General features: G+C 57.4%; 20 protein-coding genes. 7 read left to right on the top strand and 13 right to left on the bottom strand.

All coding sequences use genetic code 11. The features are described 5' to 3' along the window. Window positions 1–572: 572 nt before the first annotated feature. Together Q674_RS37435 and Q674_RS37430 are read left to right on the top strand one after the other, a co-directional pair. Window positions 573–1,193, top strand: a complete 621-nt coding sequence (locus Q674_RS37435) for an RNA polymerase sigma factor (protein ID WP_023009786.1) — start codon at window positions 573–575, stop codon at window positions 1,191–1,193. Further along, entirely contained in the window at window positions 1,187–1,447 is a 261-nt protein-coding gene (locus Q674_RS37430; RefSeq protein WP_031210432.1) for a zf-HC2 domain-containing protein, read from the top strand. The genes Q674_RS37435 and Q674_RS37430 overlap by 7 nt, the downstream gene beginning before the upstream one ends. A 14-nt stretch (window positions 1,448–1,461) precedes the next feature. On the opposite strand, the gene Q674_RS37425 is transcribed toward Q674_RS37430, so the two are convergent. The 4 genes from Q674_RS37425 to Q674_RS37415 all read right to left on the bottom strand — a co-directional run bounded on the left by Q674_RS37425 (window position 1,462) and on the right by Q674_RS37415 (window position 3,580). Then, entirely contained in the window at window positions 1,462–2,400 is a 939-nt protein-coding gene (locus Q674_RS37425) for a DUF3179 domain-containing protein (RefSeq protein ID WP_023009784.1), read from the bottom strand. Then, the gene (locus tag Q674_RS40710) at window positions 2,393–2,764 is read right to left on the bottom strand and encodes a glutaredoxin family protein (protein WP_023009783.1); all 372 of its coding nucleotides are present in this window, start codon (window positions 2,762–2,764) and stop codon (window positions 2,393–2,395) included. The genes Q674_RS37425 and Q674_RS40710 overlap by 8 nt, the downstream gene beginning before the upstream one ends. Before the next feature lie 69 nt (window positions 2,765–2,833). Next, complete coding sequence (gene nrtS, locus Q674_RS37420) at window positions 2,834–3,160, bottom strand: nitrate/nitrite transporter NrtS (RefSeq protein ID WP_023009782.1); 327 nt, start codon at window positions 3,158–3,160, stop codon at window positions 2,834–2,836. Between the two features lie 24 nt (window positions 3,161–3,184). Next, window positions 3,185–3,580: a hypothetical protein gene (locus Q674_RS37415; protein WP_023009781.1), complete on the bottom strand. Its 396-nt coding sequence runs from the start codon at window positions 3,578–3,580 to the stop codon at window positions 3,185–3,187. A 152-nt stretch (window positions 3,581–3,732) separates the two neighbouring features. On the opposite strand from Q674_RS37415, the gene Q674_RS37410 reads away from it, so the two are divergent. Together Q674_RS37410 and Q674_RS37405 are read left to right on the top strand one after the other, a co-directional pair. Further along, window positions 3,733–4,143: a hypothetical protein gene (locus Q674_RS37410; protein ID WP_023009780.1), complete on the top strand. Its 411-nt coding sequence runs from the start codon at window positions 3,733–3,735 to the stop codon at window positions 4,141–4,143. Window positions 4,144–4,226: 83 nt separating this feature from the next. Further along, window positions 4,227–4,979, top strand: coding sequence for a YiiX/YebB-like N1pC/P60 family cysteine hydrolase (locus Q674_RS37405; RefSeq protein ID WP_023009779.1), 753 nt, complete (start codon window positions 4,227–4,229; stop codon window positions 4,977–4,979). Between the two features lie 9 nt (window positions 4,980–4,988). Here the strand turns inward: Q674_RS37405 and Q674_RS37400 are convergent, their stop codons facing one another. The 6 genes from Q674_RS37400 to Q674_RS37375 form a co-directional block, all read right to left on the bottom strand. After that, the gene (locus tag Q674_RS37400; RefSeq protein WP_023009778.1) at window positions 4,989–7,136 is read right to left on the bottom strand and encodes a putative bifunctional diguanylate cyclase/phosphodiesterase; all 2,148 of its coding nucleotides are present in this window, start codon (window positions 7,134–7,136) and stop codon (window positions 4,989–4,991) included. 121 nt (window positions 7,137–7,257) lie between these two features. Further along, window positions 7,258–7,917, bottom strand: coding sequence for a cytochrome c peroxidase (locus tag Q674_RS41365; RefSeq protein WP_023009777.1), 660 nt, complete (start codon window positions 7,915–7,917; stop codon window positions 7,258–7,260). A gap of 47 nt (window positions 7,918–7,964) precedes the next feature. Further along, window positions 7,965–8,699, bottom strand: coding sequence for an NRDE family protein (locus Q674_RS37390; RefSeq protein WP_022992311.1), 735 nt, complete (start codon window positions 8,697–8,699; stop codon window positions 7,965–7,967). Between the two features lie 4 nt (window positions 8,700–8,703). Further along, the gene (locus Q674_RS37385) at window positions 8,704–9,267 is read right to left on the bottom strand and encodes a DinB family protein (RefSeq protein WP_022992312.1); all 564 of its coding nucleotides are present in this window, start codon (window positions 9,265–9,267) and stop codon (window positions 8,704–8,706) included. Between the two features lie 107 nt (window positions 9,268–9,374). Further along, a complete protein-coding gene (locus Q674_RS41245; RefSeq protein ID WP_023009776.1) occupies window positions 9,375–9,662 on the bottom strand; it encodes a hypothetical protein in 288 nt (95 codons plus the stop codon). Between the two features lie 82 nt (window positions 9,663–9,744). Next, complete coding sequence (locus tag Q674_RS37375) at window positions 9,745–12,123, bottom strand: amylase (protein ID WP_031210427.1); 2,379 nt, start codon at window positions 12,121–12,123, stop codon at window positions 9,745–9,747. Window positions 12,124–12,371: 248 nt separating this feature from the next. On the opposite strand from Q674_RS37375, the gene Q674_RS37370 reads away from it, so the two are divergent. The 3 genes from Q674_RS37370 to Q674_RS37360 are packed head-to-tail and all read left to right on the top strand — an operon-like array spanning window position 12,372 to window position 16,029. Continuing rightward, a complete protein-coding gene (locus Q674_RS37370) occupies window positions 12,372–13,958 on the top strand; it encodes an FMN-binding glutamate synthase family protein (RefSeq protein ID WP_023009774.1) in 1,587 nt (528 codons plus the stop codon). A 13-nt stretch (window positions 13,959–13,971) separates the two neighbouring features. Beyond that, a complete protein-coding gene (locus Q674_RS37365; RefSeq protein ID WP_023009773.1) occupies window positions 13,972–14,643 on the top strand; it encodes a TVP38/TMEM64 family protein in 672 nt (223 codons plus the stop codon). A gap of 15 nt (window positions 14,644–14,658) precedes the next feature. After that, window positions 14,659–16,029 (top strand): DsbA family protein, encoded by a 1,371-nt coding sequence (locus tag Q674_RS37360; protein WP_023009772.1) that lies wholly within the window; start codon window positions 14,659–14,661, stop codon window positions 16,027–16,029. A 55-nt stretch (window positions 16,030–16,084) separates the two neighbouring features. Here Q674_RS37360 and Q674_RS37355 read toward each other — a convergent pair whose 3' ends face one another. The 3 genes from Q674_RS37355 to merF all read right to left on the bottom strand — a co-directional run bounded on the left by Q674_RS37355 (window position 16,085) and on the right by merF (window position 18,792). Continuing rightward, window positions 16,085–17,005 (bottom strand): YeeE/YedE thiosulfate transporter family protein, encoded by a 921-nt coding sequence (locus tag Q674_RS37355; RefSeq protein WP_023009771.1) that lies wholly within the window; start codon window positions 17,003–17,005, stop codon window positions 16,085–16,087. 135 nt (window positions 17,006–17,140) lie between these two features. Further along, on the bottom strand, window positions 17,141–18,493 hold the full coding sequence (gene merA, locus Q674_RS37350; protein ID WP_051993067.1) for a mercury(II) reductase: 1,353 nt from the start codon (window positions 18,491–18,493) through the stop codon (window positions 17,141–17,143). A 50-nt stretch (window positions 18,494–18,543) separates the two neighbouring features. Continuing rightward, on the bottom strand, window positions 18,544–18,792 hold the full coding sequence (merF, locus tag Q674_RS37345) for a mercury resistance system transport protein MerF (protein ID WP_031210424.1): 249 nt from the start codon (window positions 18,790–18,792) through the stop codon (window positions 18,544–18,546). Window positions 18,793–18,800 lie beyond the last annotated feature (8 nt).

Below are 18,800 nucleotides of genomic sequence, written 5' to 3'. Positions count from 1 at the left end.
GCCCATTGGTCAGGGGTTCACCCGCAGGCAGCAAGATGTAAGCGTCTGGCCATTGCATCTCGTCAGCTATGGCCGGCTTCTGTCGACGTGAGTGCGTCGGTGTGGAATTTGGTTTTGACGAGCCTCGATGCGAATGTTCGCTTTTGTTCAGGTGCTGTCCGGGATGCGGGATAGTCGCAAAGCGAACATTCAATCGGAGCGCAAAACCATAGTCACTTGTTAGTGATTCTCTAACCATTTTCACTCTCTGACCGGCCTCAAGCGTTTAATCAAACTGCTGACCTGTCCAAAATCGTTTAACCACTAGACCGGTCAGGCTCTAAATGGGTTTCTTAATACAAGTGCGAGCTGGATTTCCTGGCAATGAGCCGACTTAAAACAAGGCCAGGATCACCTATAGTTTTGGAGCAATGAATCAGAGTCCTAAGCAACTACTCAAGTTCGCCATTTTTTGACCCCGGCGCTCTGTTCCTAAAGTAAAACTTTTTTGAGCATTCACTATAAAATTCTGGAACTTTTTTCTACTCTCAATGACAGTACCGAGGTAGCGATCTCACAAGGAACGGAACCCGATGGAAACTGAAGTGCAATCAGAGTCCGAAGCATCATTAATCGAAGACCTAAAACGGAGAGACTCAACCGCCTATCAGAAAGCGGTACGCGACTACTCACCCGGCATGTTGGCCGTCGCCCGATTTTACCTGGACCACTCAAGCGCCGAGGAAGTAGTCCAGGACTGCTGGGTAACGGTTATTGATGCTGTCCAGAAGTTCGAGGGCCGATCCGGTCTGAAAACCTGGCTGCACCGTATCGTCGCCAATCGCTGCAAGAACCGGCTTCGTGCGGCCAATCGGGAAGTCGCAACGGACTTCTCCGAGACCCTGGAGCCTGAACTGGCTAATCGTTTCAATTCCACAGGGCGATGGGATCTGCCCCCCAAGCTGCAATTCCATGAGTCCGCCGACACCCTGTTGGAAAATGGCGCCCTTAGCGATTGCCTGGACAAGCATCTCTCTGCACTGCCGGAAACCCAGCGTTCAGCCCTGATGCTTTACGAAGCCCATCAACATAAATCCGATGATGTCTGTAACATTCTGGATGTCAGTGCCTCTAACCTTCGTGTACTTTTACACCGTGCGAGGCAAAAGATCTTTCTCATGGTGGAGACCTTCCAGGAGACGGGCGAATGTTAATGTGCAGGGATCTGGCCGAGATTGCCAGTGACTACATCGATGGTGAACTCAGCGGCCGGCAGAACCTGTCAGTAAAAATGCATCTGATGATGTGCAAGGACTGCCGCACGTTTATCGGCAACCTGCGTGCAAGCAGTAGTCTGCTGAGTGCTCACTCCTCGGGGAAGGCCGACGAGGAGTTTCTGCGCAGGATTGACGAAAGGGTGGCTGAAGCGCTGAATGACCGACAAAACAAGGGAAGTGATTCAGAGTAACGCTTTCGGGATTTCTATTCGGCCTCGAATACATTGGTATCCGGATGGAAGGTATACCAGGCAAACCAGAAAGCCCGGGTCGCCGGAAGAAGATTGCCTGAATCGTCGCGCAATTCCGCCGATGGCACTTCCGGGTCATAATGCACCTGCACAGACTTCCCACCAATACGGTCTTCAAGTACGGCACCGTGATCAGCCAGCTCCGGGAACGGCCAGGCCTTGCTTTCACCATTGTGTGACCAGCCTAACACCCAGGTTTTTGGATGATATTTCCGGCTGGTGTGGGTGACCGGAAAATAGAGTCGCTCCGAGTGATCGTAATCGCCATAGGGCGACATTCGATAATTACGGTGGTGGCCGGTATCGGTGGAAAGCACTGTTCCGCTTTCTTCAACGCGGTCCCGCCAGCGGTGCCAGAGCTCGTGGCGAATGGCGACGGGTTCCAGCTCAGTTCCCGCCAACGGCCCCGAAACCGCCCGCCCTTCAATCTGCGACCACAGGGATTCGGTCTGATGGTCGTACATGAGCAGATCACTGTTATACAGCAGACCCGAGACTCCGAACGTAAGAGTCCGCCCGTCTACCCTTGGATCAAAGGCCATGCCCGTGCCGCACAGCGGGCAGAAGGTGATCAGCAACGGCGTGCCGCCAAGATCATGATTCACGATCTCGTGCCAGTTCAGGATTCCAATAGGATAGGCAAAACTGACCTCTCCTTTGTCATAGGTCAGCATCAGGTCATCGGACCGCCAGAGGGATGCGTCTTCAGGGTCCTGGAACAGCGGTTCATTAATCGATGGAATGCCGTCCCGGGGCGGTCCTCCGCGGAGAATCTCCTCCACCGGCACAAGCGCATTGCCAAGCTCGAACCCATTCTTTGTTTGACTGAAAGCCGGCTGGGCGAATAGCAGCGATGCCATTGCCAGAATCACGAGATTGTTGAATCTATTCATGACTCCTCCCGGGGATGCCCACCTCTCTGAGTCGCTGCTCGATTCTCGGTACGGAAAACCCATGCAACCGCTCGCCACCAATCAGGAAAAACGGTGTCCCCCTGCCGCCGAGTCGTTCAAATGTGTCCCGCGCGGCCCTGGAGGCGGTTATATCGAATTCCAGGTAGGAGACCTGGTTGTCGTGGAAATAATACTTGGCCGCCTCACAGCCTGGACAGAATGGCTGTGAGAAGAGAACGACACGGGAATCCGGTGTGCCCATGCTTTTTTCAATGACCTCACCGGACAACAACGCACTGTTCCAGCTCAATAAAACGGCCACTGCGGCGGTTACTGCAAACGCCCTTGCGATTGGCATTTTCATGCTCACCTCCCAGGCAGGAGACAGGACCCTGCTTGCTGTTACGGGGGAGACACTGCACCAGCCGGTTTGTTACACCGAATCCGATTGCATATGGACGTTTCGGGCCTCTTCATGAACCGCCTGCTCAGCTGCTTCGGCCTCCCGAAGCAGCGTCAGGTCCTTGGTCACGCTAGTGTAGGTTGATACCAGGTAGGGCACGCAGTACGTCAGCAAAACTTTCAGCCAGTCCATGGAGGCCGCCCCGTTGACCGCTTCCCATTGATTGATGAGCACCAGAAGCGTGCCAACAACTGCCGCCAGCTTTGCGGCACGCCGGGGCGTACCGTGGCCTACCGCAAGCTCGCAGGCCTCCTTGCAGCGACGAGCCGGGGTGCGCAGATTCTGGAGAAAGGACATCTAAACCTCAGGACGAGCATGTTGTTATCTGAAAAATCCCTGAATAACTCGTTCGGTTTGCAGAACTTTGAGGTCATCAGGGCGGACAATAAGAATATCAGCTTTCTGGCCTTCCGATGGAAAGCCGATTTTCTTACCGGGAAAGACCGTCTCGAGCTCTTTACCCAGAGACTTGATGGCCATATCCGGTTTTAACAGTGTCGCCACCACTAGTGGCACGTCTTTCCAAGTTTGCTTAACCATCTTGAGCACATCCGCGAAACTGCCTGCCTCCGAGGTGACACTGCTGGAAACAATCACACCAGCAGGCTTCGTGGAGTTGCCGCCGGTGACAGGCGTAAAGCCAAGTTTCGAAAGCAGTTCGGTCATCGGTTTACGAATGAAAGGATGAGGACGGGCGAGAACAACTTCTCTGGACATAGCAGACTCCTGACTTGCTGATTCAATTGACTCACATCGTCAAGACACCCCCTTCTATCGTTTGTTACACAGTTCCTCCAATATTCCCGGAACTTCCCCGCGCCCTCCATGTCCTTGGAACGATCGCTCAAAAACCACAGAAGGAGAAAAGAATGCCCAAACAGTTACCCCTCGCCCTACTGCTACTTCGTCTCGGTGTCTTTACCGTGTTCCTGTTCTGGACCCTGGACAAGCTGGTACAGCCGGATCATGCCGCTAAAGTCTTCGGTGCATTTTACGGCCTCGGAGGGCTCAGTGAGACCGCGTTTTACATCATGGGAGCAGCCCAACTCGCGCTTATACTGGCGTTTGTGGCAGGGGTAATGAAAACCTGGACCTATGGCGCCATTCTTGTATTCCACGGCGTTTCTACCCTGTCGGCATTCGGCAAATACCTCCAGCCTTTTGATAATCTCCTCTTCTTTGCTGCCTGGCCAATGCTTGCTGCCTGCGCTGCCCTGTTCCTTTTGCGGGACTACGATACCCTGACACTCTCCCGCCAACCGGTTCCCGCAACCGCCTGATCAGTCCGCGAAAGGCTGTAACATTAACCCCGACTGCATGTCATTGTTATTAACAAAAACAGACATGCAATCGGGGGTTAACCATGCTGCTGAACTGGCTGTCGAGGCGACTGGCTGCCTATCTGTCCAAACAGATCAAATGCTACTCGGTCCGAACCTCCACCTGGGCAGCTATACAGGCGTCGATCAAACCCGGGGACGTGCTTCTGGTGGAGGGAAATACCAGAATCAGCACGGCTATCAAGTATCTGACCCAGTCCACCTGGTCCCATGCGGCGCTGTATCTCGGCCCCGAGGCGAACCTGGGTATTGATGAGGACGGAGAGGAACATGTTCTGGTCGAGGCGGATCTTGAGGACGGTATTCGATGCCTGCCGCTGTCTTTTTACCGCAACTTTCACACCCGAATCTGCCGGCCTGTCGGGCTCAGTGACCAGGATATCAGCAAGCTGATCGACTACTCGAAAAGCCGGATCGGGCACCAGTACGACCTGAAAAACGTCTGGGACCTGGCACGCTACCTTTGCCCCACACCACCGGTACCAACCCGTTACCGTCGTTCCATGCTGGCATTGGGCAGTGGCGACCCTACCCGGGCCATCTGTTCGACATTTATTGCCCAGGGCTTCCAGTCGATCCGCTATCCGATACTGCCTGAACGCCTGGCCAAATCAGACGATGACGCAGATTGGCAAGCCCAGCAACGCGAATACTTCCGGATTCGGCATCACTCCCTGTTCGCGCCTCGGGATTTTGATGCATCGCCCTATTTTGATGTAATCAAACCAACGCTGGAGCAGGGGTTTGATTACCGGCAGTTTCAGTGGGCAGATTGAGCCTCCTGTTTAATCATCGCCCTTATCTTTCGCGGCCCGGAATCCCGTTTGCGAGGGCTTGCCCAACAGATACCCCTGCAGCTCGTCGCAACCCGCCGATGCCAGCCAGCTAGCCTGTGCTTCGGTTTCAACACCCTCGGCAATAACCTCGCAGCCCATGGCATGGGCCATGGTGATTATGGTTCTGCACAGAGCCTGGTCCTGCTCGTTATCCGGAAGGCCCGTTACAAAGGTCCGGTCAATCTTGATACGGGACACAGGCATTGCCTTGAGATAAGCCAGGGAGGAATAGCCGGTGCCAAAATCGTCGACCGCAAGGGTCAGATCCAGCTCACGAAAGCGATTGAGGGTTGTCATTGCCAGTTCAATATCGTGCATCAGGGCCGTTTCGGTAATTTCCAGCTCCAACAGACGAGCGGAAACGCCACGGCTTTCAAGCAAAGCCGAAAGTCGGTCGGCAAAACCCGGATCGTGAAGCTGAAGCGCAGAGACATTCACCGCAATTCGCCCTGAAAACCCCTGTTCCGACCATTCCTTCAAAGTGGCAACCGCCCGTTCCAGGACCCAGTCACCGATTTTTGTGATAAGCCCGGTTTCTTCCGCCAACGGAATGAATTCCGCGGGAGAAATCGGACCAAGCAGGGGATGATGCCAGCGAAGAAGCGCTTCATAGCCGGTGTTCCGCCGGAGGCGATCAAACTGCGGCTGGAAATACAGCTGCAACTGCCGGTTCTCGACAGCCGTTTTGAGACTTTGGATCAATTCCTGCCTGTGAAGGACCTGATCCCCGAATTCCGAGGCAAAAAACTGCACCCTCTGATTCGGCGATTTTTTTGCACGATGCATGGCAATTTCAGCCTGACTCAGCAGCGTCCTGGCCTCATCAACGTCCAGACCTGAGACAGCAACGCCGGCACTGACTTCACACTCAAACGTTTTACGACCCACATGAACCGGCCGCTGACAGGCTTCGATAACGGCAGAAATTCGGACCTCAATGTCTGTCGAAGCTCGCCCTGTCTCACCAATGAGCAGCCCGAAAACATCGCCTCCCAGGCGGGCAACCCGGCCATGATGGCTACTGAAACCAGCGATACGGCGGGCAACCTCCTGCAAGACCCTGTCGCCTGTCTCGTGGCCTGCCAGACCGTTGAGAGTCTGGAAATCGTTGATACCGAGCACCAGAACAGCCTCTTCCCCTCCGCCATGGTCTGGATCGCTGAAATGGCGGTCCAACTGCTCTTCGAACAGGCTTCGATTGGCAAGGCCGGTAAGTTGATCATAGAGGGTCCGGATTTCCAGTTCCTGCTCGGTTCTGCGCAGTGTGCGGGTCCGCTCTGCGAGCAATTGGTCAAGTTCCCGATTCAGGAGCTTCAGCCGTGAAAGGTAGGCCGCATTCTGCTTCAGCATGCTGTTGAACACCCCTTCCACTTCACCGAACTCATCGCAGCGGCCGGCGGGCGTGAGGTATTTCAGGGGGTGTTCGGCGTCCTCGCCAGCGCGGGATATGCGATCACGTAGTTTGAGGAGCGGAGACAGCATCATCCGATCAACCACGAACATGGTCACGGCGGTCACAAAAACGGCGATCAGCAGCGACAGACCCAGTATCCGGAACACAAAGGCAACCAGCTCCGATGGCACGTCACTGACATCCACCCGGGCCAGGACCGCGTAATCCGAGAGAATCGGGTCAGCGGCCCAGGAGAGGTCGATCATTCCCTGCGGTGTCCTGGGCGCAGAACGAAGCAAGCCATTGGCGGGGTGTGGCGTTGTGATGGTTTCACCCGCTCGATACTCGGTTCCGGCTCTGCTCAGGGAGACACCAACCAACGGACTGCTGGTGATCAACTCCTCCAGCGCAGCCCCGGTTATATCCCGTCCGCGGGAGTGATTGATGAAAGTAATGATTGCCTGGCTGGCTATATCAACCCGGTCGTTCAGGAGGTCTTCTTCGTAATTGCGGTACGACGGAATAAGGATGGCGACCTCAATGGCAAGAATGGCCGTAAAGGCCGTAAGGGTGAGATTGCGGCACAACCGGCAATCAATGAGTTGTCTGGCCCACTCCCTGAAAGAACGCCTGGCAAGGGATTGATCCTCCCCGCCCAGCTCCCCGTTGGCCATGTCCAACTCTGGTTCCGCCACCGATTTCATACTACCTCGCCGTTTGCAAGAGCTTTTTAGAGAGACACGCCAGCCAAAGGTAAATTACAAAAAAGGGTGGGGTTTTATCCCCACCCAAGTCCGACAGCAGACTCACTGATATAAAGCGATGCTATTGCTTGTCGATAAACTTTTTCTGTTCCACCCGGGAATACTCCGTTAGCGCCGCCAGCTCCTCGGAGCCCCATTCAAGCGGTTCTGCAGCCATCGGTGCCACCATGCAGATCTGGACCATTTCATCCAGGTGCACCATATCCATGCCGAAGTCACGCTGCCCCATGGCCACGACATGGGGGTATTCATTCTTGAACGTGGCGTTGTAGCCAGCGCCATTGGCATGACAGGTGGCGCAGGAAAGGCCGTTGGAAGAAAGGCTGGTGTCGTTGAACAGCTTTTCTCCCTGGGCCCGCAGATCAGCCACATTGCCCTGGTAAGGGGTATAGCCGTCGGGGCGGCGAACCGCTTTTTTCAGCTTGGCAGACGCGCCTTCACCCTCAGCCTCACCCTCAGCTTCGCCTTCACCTTCTGCGCGGCCTTCCGCCTCGCCTTCGGCACGAGCTTCCGCTTCGCCCTTGGCCTCGCCCTCTGCTTCGCCGCGGGCCTCGCCTTCAGCCTCCCCTTGAGCGGCCTCAGCCGAAGGGATCAACCCAAGCCCGGGACCGCTGCTCGCATTGAAGCCGGCCACGGCCACCACCGTCATCATGGGAACCGATACCATGAGATTCCGGGACAGTTTTCGTAGAAGTTCCTTTCGATTTTTGTCTGTGGACATATGTGCAACCTCCGGTCGTATTTTTCCTTGTTCAGGGTGCGAGCCTGTTATCCAGGCCTTTGAAGCACGGACACCCCGGCCGCGCAATTGTTACTGCCCGGAAAACCGGGCCAGTATCTGAATGTGACATCGGTATCAGTTACCCGGATATGACTCATGCTTACCGTGGCGCGACCTTTTCGCTTCATGGCGATGGCCACGCTCTCAGGCCAGCCATGTTTGTTCTGATGCAGGTCCATGAGACGCCCGACAGCCCGGCCTGGCTCACAGTGCTTCATTGCAAGGCGAACCAGATAACGACGAAGAGCGGGAACGACGCGCGGCATAAGAGACGAAGAACTGATGGTCGTGCCTGCCAGATCACGGGTTTCTTTCAACAACTCGCCGGTCCATTCCCACTTGATAGGACCACAGGGCTGGGTGTTGAATGCCAGGAGAATAAAAGGCGGATACCGGGACAGGGTCTCACCCCAGAGAAGTTCCCGGACTTCGGCAACGGTGCGCGCTGAGCTCAGATGTCTGACCAGCAACCCGCGGCTTGTCGCCTTTACTGCAGGCACCCGGGATGGGTAACGATAGTTGTTCAAAAGGGCGACAATGAGGCCCTGGCTGTTGGCTGCGATCCAGGTGCCACCACCCAACGGATCTTTGGGCATCACCGTGCTGACCCCATCGCGACACTCAACAACGGGCGGGCCCGCTTCGGGGCGCTGCAACGACTCGTCCCTGTTGAAAAACAGGTCAAGTCCTGCCGGTGAGTATTGCCAGCTCAGGGTACACATTAGGTCAGGCGCTTTCGGCCATACCCCGGGCCTGCCGTTGCAGGTATCGCAAGGTTGAGGGATGAACCCCGAACCCGGCACCGACTTCCACGCCCGCCTGCTCGGCCAGCATGCCGATAATCGCCATGTGGTGAATGGTATGGCTGGCCAGGAACACCAGTTCCCGATCCACGCTGGTCGTGACTACCTGCCCCTGTTCGTCGCTGGTGTGCAACATGGCAAGCCCGTCGGAATGGTCCGCGCTGAATCGGCTACGCAACGTCTGCAGAATCTCTGATAATCGGTTGGCACCAGCGCGCCGATCCGTTTCCAGTGACAGCTCCCGCTCGCGGTTTTCATAGTCAAGCAACGCTCCCGGTGACCTTGTTGCCGACAGCAGGGCACTGTAATGGTCGATAATGTGACGGACGTGCTTGCCAATCACATGCTGTTTACGCTGGCCGAAGCTTCGCCGGTAAAGATTACCGGGCAAGTTTTCCAGCATTTCAATGAGCTGCCCGATTGCATGGGCGTTTTCTTCAACAATGTCGTTAATGGTGTCGTCTCGCTCAGAGCCTGATTGAGTCATGGTCTTCGTCCGCTTCTTGTGGTCCCGGGTTCTGTCGCCTTTGAAACTGGAGCAGTGAGAACGACCGCGTGGACACAAGTCTGGCTCGTGCCCACCCGATCAACGGTTCAGGCTTCGGCCTCTCCTTCGGCTTCACCTTCCGCTTCGCCTTCTCCCTCAGCTTCACCTTCGCCCTCGGCCTTGCCTTCCGCTTCGCCTTCAGCCTTGCCTTTCGCTTCGCCTTCGGCCTCCGCCTCTCCGGCGGCGAGCATCAGGTAGCCGGGTTCAGCCGTGGCGTCGGCGGCCGATACGTTGAACGCCGAAGCGCCCATAACCACCGCAAACACGGGGCCGGTATAGGCCATGCCCCGGGCAAGCTTGCCGAGCAATCTCTGTTTCTGTGTTTCTCTGGACATGATGTGTCCCCCTTGATTTGACGTAACAACTGCCAGGCTTACACCCGGCCTCTCCGTATCCGGAGCCAGAGAGCTTTTGCGCTCAACGGCCCCCGGATGCCTTTTGCGGTGCCTTCTCAAAACACCGCCCGGACAGTGCCGCCGCGGCGGCCTCCAGATTATTCATATCCACCAGATAGCGCTCACGACCTTCCAGCCAACCGGCCAGCTTGGCGAAACCCTCGGTATCCAACGGCCGGCCGTCTTCGCCGCAACAGCTGGAAATCAGGTGTCTGAGACTCTCGTTCACGGTCAGGGTCTGCACACCGCTGTCGTCTCCCAGTGGCTCCGCACTCGGCACGAGCAGGGCGTTGACGCGCCCGGCAAAGCCTGCAATGCCTGTTTTCGCTGGCGTGAACACACTTTTTCCATCGGGGTTGTGCAGGGGCAAACCCAGCCCGGTGACGCTAGAGCCATTGGTACTTGTGAGCAGTGCGCCACGGCCATAATCCACCCGCCATTGAGTGGACAACGCCAATGTCAGCGCGTCCCGCAGCGACGGCTCAGAATGGTTGACCAGGAACACTTCGCCATCGGGGCCGGCAACAAGACCGGCGTCTATGGCGATGTCATCGTGTCTGGCGGCATGGGTGGCCAGACAGCTGGCAAGCGCCGGAACGACCGCCGCCAGTGACAGACGAGAGCGGATCACCTGGCCATCAAGAATCAATGTAAAGCCCGGGATATCCCGAACAATCTCAAGTCTTGGCAATGAGTCCTTACCCGCCTCATCTGAAATCGCCATGGGCTCAAGCAGGCTTTCAATCCGGTTGACCAGAGGCGCGCTATCGGTAAAGAAGCGTGCCCGGAAACGACCGCAGGACAGGGCCATCGACATCATGGTGGAGGTTTCCGGGAACGGAGGCTGGCCAGACTCTGAAACCTTCTGATCACCCGGCTGCCCCTCGGACTGAATCAGGAAACGGTTATTGACCCAGTCCGCCAGGGTATTCCAGACATCGTTCCGGATAGCCCAGGCATCCGGGGCAGAGGGCATGCTTTTCAAGGCAGACTCCACCAGCGCCGAGGCAATGTCATCCGGCCCGGCGCCCTCGGTGGCCATCAACCAGATCAGCGACGCGGTCTCGTTCAGGCTGCTCAGGTGGCCCAGGCGGGTGTCGTAGAGGTAAACCTGGTCTTCGCTGAAGGTTTCCTCTGCCACCCAGCGTTCGAGGCGGGGTTGCTTGAGGGGCCGGTCAGAGAGAGCCTGGGCGACGACCCAATCCGACAACCTCGGCAAGGCCATGAATGGCAGGTATTCCGACGGGTTCGCCCCCGGTATCAGATTCCGGAACCCGCCACTGTTGGCCAGTTCCGTCTGGGTCTCACGAACCAGTTGCTCGACAACGGAACCACGCTGCTCATTGTTCGGTGACCGGTTCAGGCCGAGCATTTCGACCATGTCAGCAACAATGGATCCTTTGATACGTTCCTCGATATCACCGCCACTTTCCGGGCCGGCACAGACCTCCAGGGAAGGGCTGAGGTTGCACTCGAGGATCCAGGGCTTGATGTCAGCATCTATCAGGCAATCAATGCCCATCAGTTCATAGCAGCCACGGGTATCGGCACCGATCACCCGGGAACGCTCTCGCATGGGCTCCAGGGCAGCCAGACAGGTGAGGGCAACCATGTCCTCGATTTTGGCAAACAGGGCTTCATCATCGTGGCCCTGTTCCCGGAGCCAGGCCCGGTAACGTTCGAAATCCACGAATTCCACGGGCACGTCGGCATCCAGATTCAGCGCGTTCACATCCGGATTGGTGAGATAGCTGTAGGGGTTATTCGCGTTTTCCTCGTCGTAAGGCATGGATGCCAGCTTGGCAAAACCCTGGTGATACAGGTAAACGCGAAAGGGAGAGACGGAAGAAACCAGCACATACAGCCGCAGAACGTATTTGCGACCGTGCATGGTGTGGGGATTTTCCAGGTACTCCTGAACCATCCAGGAGGATTCCATGGGCACGTCGGCCGGATCACCCACCAGCTGAATCCCCTTGCCGCGGGCGGCATTCTTCGGCTTCAGCAACCAGCGCTTGTCCGGATTGTCCAGCGCCGCCTGCTGGAACGCGTGGTAATCCTCGGGCATCGAGAACACTTTGGGCACGAATGCCAGGCGGTCAGTGAGATGGTTGCCATTCTTTTCCTGCCGCTCAACGCGGTCGCGCAAATCCATCAGGCTGCGGTAAAGGCGGCTTTTCACCGTGAGGGCATTGTTGCCGGGGATGTGGTTGATTTTCCGCTCCGGGCCCACCTGGCTGAAGAATTCCGGGTCCGGCATACCGGTGTACCAGCAGGCATCCCAGTTTTCAGGGCCTTCTGCCTTTTGCCACAGGGATTTATCGAGAGATTCCTCGAAAAAACGATCCTGTTCATAGGACCTGTTGCCACCCATCCAATACTGACGATCCTGCCGAGTCATCTTGTCGCGCTCTCCGTTCCGGTTGTCCGTTGCCCGTCGTCGTCAGGGCATTGATTTCTCGCGTTTCACGGATACCGACACATGAGATTTACAACTGTTACATCACGTTTCGAAATTCTTTCGCCCGATCTGTTTCACCTATGGGCAGTGGGGGGGGTGGTTGCTTCTGTAACAACGCGGCCTCGAAGGTGTCCTTGGCTCACCGGATCAAACAACGAATAACCTCCCAACAAGTCAGGAATACAACCATGGTTTTTCGACATGCCTTCATCCTTTCAGGCCTGGTAGCCATCATTGCAATCTCTCTGGCGTCCCTCCAGTGGCCATCCACCCGATGGCTCTGGCTCATCGCAGGGCCCCTTTTGGCTCTTGGCACCTATGATCTTCTACAAAACAAACACACGCTTCTGCGCATTTATCCGGTGATCGGGCACTTCCGGTATCTTTTTGAGTCGGTACGCAGAGAGCTGCAGCAGTATTTTGTGGAGTCCGACCTCGATGGCGCCCCGGTGAACCGTGAGTTCCGCAGCCTGATCTACCAGCGAGCCAAGAAAGACAACGACACCCGCGCATTCGGGACGATCTTTGACGTCTACCGGGATGGCTACGAGTGGGTCAATCATTCCGTAGCACCGAAACACTGCCTGCCGACCGACCTGCGGATCCGTTTCGGCGGAGCCCGTTGCGCCCAGCCCTACGATGCGGCTCCACTGAACATTTCCGCCATGAGCTATGGTGCGCTCAGCCGCAATGCCATCATGGCCCTGAACCGGGGCGCCAGACTCGGCAACTTTTTCCACAACACCGGTGAAGGCGGCATCAGTGAGTGGCACCTGAAATACGGCGGCGATCTGGTGTGGCAAATTGGTACTGGCTATTTCGGGTGCCGCGATGAGCAAGGCAATTTCGACCCGGAGTTATTTGCCAGGGAGGCCGCACGGGATTCGGTAAAGATGATCGAAATCAAGCTTTCCCAGGGCGCCAAGCCCGGGCATGGCGGTGTGTTACCAGCGTCCAAACTGACCCGGGAAATCGCTGACATCCGGAAAGTGCCCATGGGCCAGGATGTTCTGTCGCCCCCAGGCCACTCGGCATTCTCAAGCCCGACCGAGCTGGTAACTTTCGTGGCCAAACTGAGAGCTCTGTCCGGTGGCAAGCCGGTGGGCTTCAAACTCTGTCCCGGCAACCGTCAGGAATTCCTCGGCGTCTGCAAGGCGATGCTGGAAACCGGCCGGCTCCCTGACTTCATCACTGTCGATGGCGGCGAGGGTGGCACCGGGGCCGCGCCGGTGGAGCTGACCAATTCGGTCGGCATGCCGCTCAGGGACGGGCTGCAGTTTGTGCATAATGCCCTCAAAGGCATTGGCGTTCGTGATCAGGTGCGCCTCATCGCCTCGGGCAAGTCGTTTTCAGCATTCCATATGCTGCGCCTGATGGTGCTGGGTGCCGATACCGTCAATTCGGCAAGAGGTATGATGATGGCTCTGGGTTGCATACAATCCCGCAGCTGTAACACCGATAAATGTCCGACTGGCGTCGCAACCACCAATCCGGCCCGCTATAAACAGCTGGACGTAACCGATAAAGGCGTTCGGGTGGCAAACTATCAGCACTCCTCGGTCGAGGCGCTGGCAGAACTGCTCGGCATTCTCGGCATTGACCGCCTCGAAGACCTGCAACCACGCCATCTGAACCGGCGTGTTAATCCAAGCCTGGTGATGAACTATGCACAGCTCTACCCCGGTATCGAATCCGGTTGTCTGTTGCACAAAGACTGCGCGCCCGCAAACTGGGCGGAAGAATGGCGGCTGGCAAGGGCCGATCGCTGGCAATAACGAAGGCTGTTTGATGACATCAAGAATTGCCGTTGTCCTTGTGGTAGTCGCCGCACTGGCAGGTGCCTGGTGGCTGCTGCAGATTCTGGGAATGCCGCCGAACCTTTCACCGGATGCCCTCGCGACCTGGCTGCAGAGCCAGGGCGCGGCCGGCCCGGTACTGTTAATGCTGCTGATGCTGATCGCAGTCGTGGTAGGCCCGATTCCCACCCTCCCGGTCAGCGCGACGGCCGGACTTGCCTTTGGCGTTCTGCCGGGAACCGCCATTGCCGCCACGGGTGCCGTTATCGGCGCCCTCGTGGCCTTCTGGATTGCCCGGTTCCTGGGCCGGGAAGCAATCTGCAGACGCTTTCCGGACAACCCCGTGCTGGCCCGGGATGGCTCACAGCGCTTTCTGACCATTGCCATCCTGTTGACCCGTCTGATACCACTTTTTTCTTTTGCCCTGATCAGTTATGCCGCGGGGGTCACCGCAATCCGTACCTGGCGTTTTGCCGTTGCAACGGCAATCGGCATGTTGCCAATGACGCTGGTATTTGCCGGGCTGGGCAACACGTTCAAACTGAATCCGGTGCTGACGGTAGTCGCTGCACTGGCTATCCTGGCCGTGATGGTATGGCTACCCTGGTCCCTCAGCCGCCATCCGGATTCACGGCTTGCCCGCTGGCTCCATCTTCACCAATAACAACAAGGAATTGCCATGCGCCGTCCCGAAAAAGCGGACCTCATGCCCTGGTTCGCCCGCGCCCTGTCCAGTTCAGGCAGATATTCCCTGCAATATGCCACCCACAGCGCGCGTGCAAAAATCCGGGGCGAGCAGGACCTGGCGCTGGTGTTTATAAATCCCCGTGATCCTTTCGGCCTGCCGCTGTTGCAGGCACTTACCCAGCTCCAGGACCACTACCGGGTGCGTTTCCGCCTTCACACGGTGTGGCGGCTGGACGCTGACATGTTTCCGGAACCGGCACTCTGGCCCACCTGGGCCCAGCAGGACGCCACAAGACTCGCAAACCTCTATGGCTTTACGCCGCCCGACCGGGCAACGCCACCCTCAGAGACCGAACTGATCTCGGCGTCCGCGCGCCTGCTGGTTGCCGAAAAGACTCCGGATGCGCTGTCGGCCGCCCTGAGCGTGTTCGAGAAGCTCTGGGGTTCAACCACCGGTGCAGCAACAGATGACCGGCCAGATGAAGAGACTTTATCGGAAAATGAAGCGATACTCCGCCGGCTCGGGCATTACCAGGGCAGTATGGTCTGGTACCTGGGTGACTGGTTCTGGGGCGTGGATCGGCTGGACCACCTGGAGCAAAGCCTCATCAGGCAGGGGCTAAAACGAAATACTGCCAATGCCATCCTCTTCACCCGCACCTGGGCGGATCTGGCCAGTAACGCCACCGTTCTCCCTGCCAACCACCCGGCCGCCGCGACTCCTCTGGAGGTGTTTTTCTCGATCCGCAGCCCCTATTCCTATCTTGGTCTGGAACGTGCCGTCCAACTCGCCAACGCCTGGAATATGCCGCTCCGGCTTCGGCCGGTTCTGCCGATGCTGATGCGCGCGCAGTCCGTGCCCGATGCGAAAAAATGGTACATCTTTCATGACACCAAGAGGGAAGCCAACAAGCTCGGCATTCCCTACGGCTTTGTCGCCGATCCCCTGGGCCCCGGTGTCGAGCGTTGTTATGCGCTGTTTGACTACGCCCGCTCGCAGGGTCGGGAGATCGACTACATGCGCAGCTACGCCCGGGCAGTCAATGCCGAGGGGATCCGTTCGGAGACCGACGTCGGCCTGAAACGGATTGTGGAGCGCGCAGGTCTGGACTGGCAGAAGGCCACAGCCCTTTTGAACGATGAAAGCTGGCGCGACTGGGCGGAAGACAACCGTCAGGCCATGTATGAGTGCGGTCTTTGGGGGGTTCCCAGTTTCCGCTACGGCGAGACAAGCTGTTGGGGCCAGGACCGGCTATGGGTTATCGAGGAAGAGATCAAAAAAAGGGTGGAGTCCAGCTCCACCCAAGGGGTCAGTGACCCGACCAACGATGCAGAGGTCACACAGAGTCAACGCAGTAATTGAGGTAAACACACAAAACCCGCGATTGTTACAGTCCCCGAACCATGAACGATACCGGTTACTGTGCGACTCCAGGGGCGTTGGTCAACTTCGCCAGCAGCTTTACGCCCAGCCAGATGCCCGCCAGCATGCCGGAAAGGGCTGACACCCCGGCCATCGACAACGCCGGCAAAGCCAGCAGCAACTGGTAATCATTGCCGCCTAGGGCCAGGGCCGAACCCAACCCCATCAATACACCGCAGCCCAGGTATTTGCTCATATCACCGGCCACGGGCAATCGCCAGCGAAAACGGTTGAACCGCCAGGCACCTGCCCCCATGCCTACCAGCATAGCAACCAGGAGCATCGCACGGAGTATGGAAGGCGCTGGTGAGTCACCGCCCATCACTTTGAGCCCTGCGTCCCTCACAAAATCACTGGGTGACCAGGCCGGTTCATACAGAAACAGGGCGCCGGCAAAAATGCCCACCAGCATGATACCGCTCCACATTCGCCAACGCCGTCGGAATCGCCAGTAAACCAGAACAGATGCCAAGACCAGGGCGCTTGCCGCAAACCAGGGCATAAGGCCGGGCTGAAAGATCGAACGATTAAGGTCGGGCTCCACCTGAAGGAGGATGAGCATTACCCAACCTGCCAACCACCCGATCATGGTCAGCAGCATGCGCAGGTCGCCACTGGCCAACCGGGTTGCCGTGGAAATCGAGCAGGCGCCATTAATGGCTGCGCCAACCCCGAAGATCAGCCCACCCAGGGGGATGGTCCAGTGAAACGCATAGACGTTCAGAAACGGGCGGTCGTAATACGCAATCAGCGGCGTGAACAGGTAAATCCAGAACCCCGCCATCACAATGGCCGTCAAGCGCAAGCGCCGGCCCCGCATCCAGTCCGATACGCCGCGAACCATGCACAGGCCGGTTATCTGCGCGGTATAGCCAATGAACCCTGCAATGGTCAAAACAATCGAGGTTTCGATCATGGAAACTCTGTACCCTATGACTCATAGTAGAGACCCGAACTTCCATTCTGTGTTACAGGCTAGCTTTCAATCCTGGCGGGCATGATGTCACCAGTGTGTGGGTAATTTTGGGCTCGAATGCTCGATATGCCTCCCTCACGATGCGCAACAAGACAACTGATTTACGTCTTTGGTGAACGTTTGAGCGCAAAGCTTTAGCCCTTCCGCCATAGTCAGATACGGAAACAGCTCGTCGCCGATTTCCTGCACAGTCATCCTGGCCCGGATCGCCATCACCGCAGTCTGGATCAGCTCGCCGGCCTCAGCGGTGACCGCCTGCACGCCGAGCAACCGGCCTGATTCCTTCTCGGCCACCATTTTGATGAATCCGTGGGTTTCGAAATTCACCAGCGCCCGGGGCACATTCTCCAGGCCCAACAACCGGGTATCCACGTCGTAACCTGCAAGCCGTGCCTCTCTTTCACTCAGGCCAACGGTAGCCACCTGGGGATCGGTAAAGATCACCGCCGGCATGGCGCTGAGATCCAGAGTGGCCTCACCGCCGGTCATGTTGATGGCGGCGCGGTTGCCTCCTGCCGCAGCAACATAGACAAATTCGGGCTGATCGGTACAGTCACCGGCCGCGTAGATGCCAGGGGTCGTGGTTCGCAGATATTTATCTACCTGAACGGCACCATTGAGGGTTTCCACGCCAATGCCCTCCAGGTTCAGCGCCTCCGTGTTCGGCGTGCGCCCTGTAGCCACCAGCAACTGGTCAGCGCGCAGGATTCCTGCACTGGTTTCCAGCACAAACTCCTCATGGCTGTAATTCACCCGGCTCACATGTGCCTTTTTCTGCACCTCAATGCCTTCACGATTGAAAGCTTCTTCCAAGGCTTCGCCAATGGCCGGGTCTTCCCCGGACAGCAGCCGGCTGCGAGCCAGAATCGTGACTTGGCTGCCGAACCGTGCGAAGGCCTGGGCCAGTTCCAGTGCGACGAAACCCGCCCCGATGACCACCAACCGGTCGGGCACGCTATCCAGAACCAGTGCGCTGGTCGAGGTGAGGTACGGAGTGTCTACCAGCCCCGGTATCGGCGGCTGCGAAGGATGGGCACCCGTGCCGATGAAGGCACGGTCAAAGTGGACGGTCTGCTCACCGCCATCGTTCAGGACCACAGTCAGATGGTTGGCATCGACGAAGCGGGCCTCGCCGTGCAGCACGGTGACGGCCGGGTTGTCCTGCAGAATGCTCTCGTATTTGGCGTTACGCAGCTCCGCTACGCGGGCTTGTTGTTGTACAACCAGAGCCGGCCGGTCAACCACCAGCTCCAGAGCGCTTAACCCCTCATCAAACGGGCTCTGGCGGCGTTGATGAGCTATGTGGGCAGCCCGAATCATGATTTTTGACGGCACACAGCCGATGTTCACGCAGGTACCACCAAGGGTGCCGCGCTCAATCAGGGTGACACGAGCGCCGTTTTCAGCCGCTTTCAGGGCCGCCGCCATAGCCGCGCCACCGCTCCCGATCACTGCAATGTGCGGAGTATTGGGCTGATTCACAATATTGACTCCTTATTGGAAGGACTCTTGCAGCAGGCCTCATATTTCTTTTTTCTCCAGAAGGCGTAGACCGTCAGCCCGATAAAGAACACCAGAGCCGGCAAAAGCACGTAATCCAGGTAACCGGTGAGCGCCGCCAGGCCGAGGGCACCGAGCAGCACCACCAAAATGGGTGTAAAGCAACACAGCGCAACAACCACGGTGCCGATCAGGCTGGTTCGCAGCAGCATTCTGGGGTTCCTCAAGATCTCAC

Source organism: Marinobacter sp. EVN1, assembly GCF_000475375.1.
GTDB lineage: Bacteria > Pseudomonadota > Gammaproteobacteria > Pseudomonadales > Oleiphilaceae > Marinobacter > Marinobacter nauticus.
This window is presented reverse-complemented; position numbering and strand designations above follow the sequence as displayed.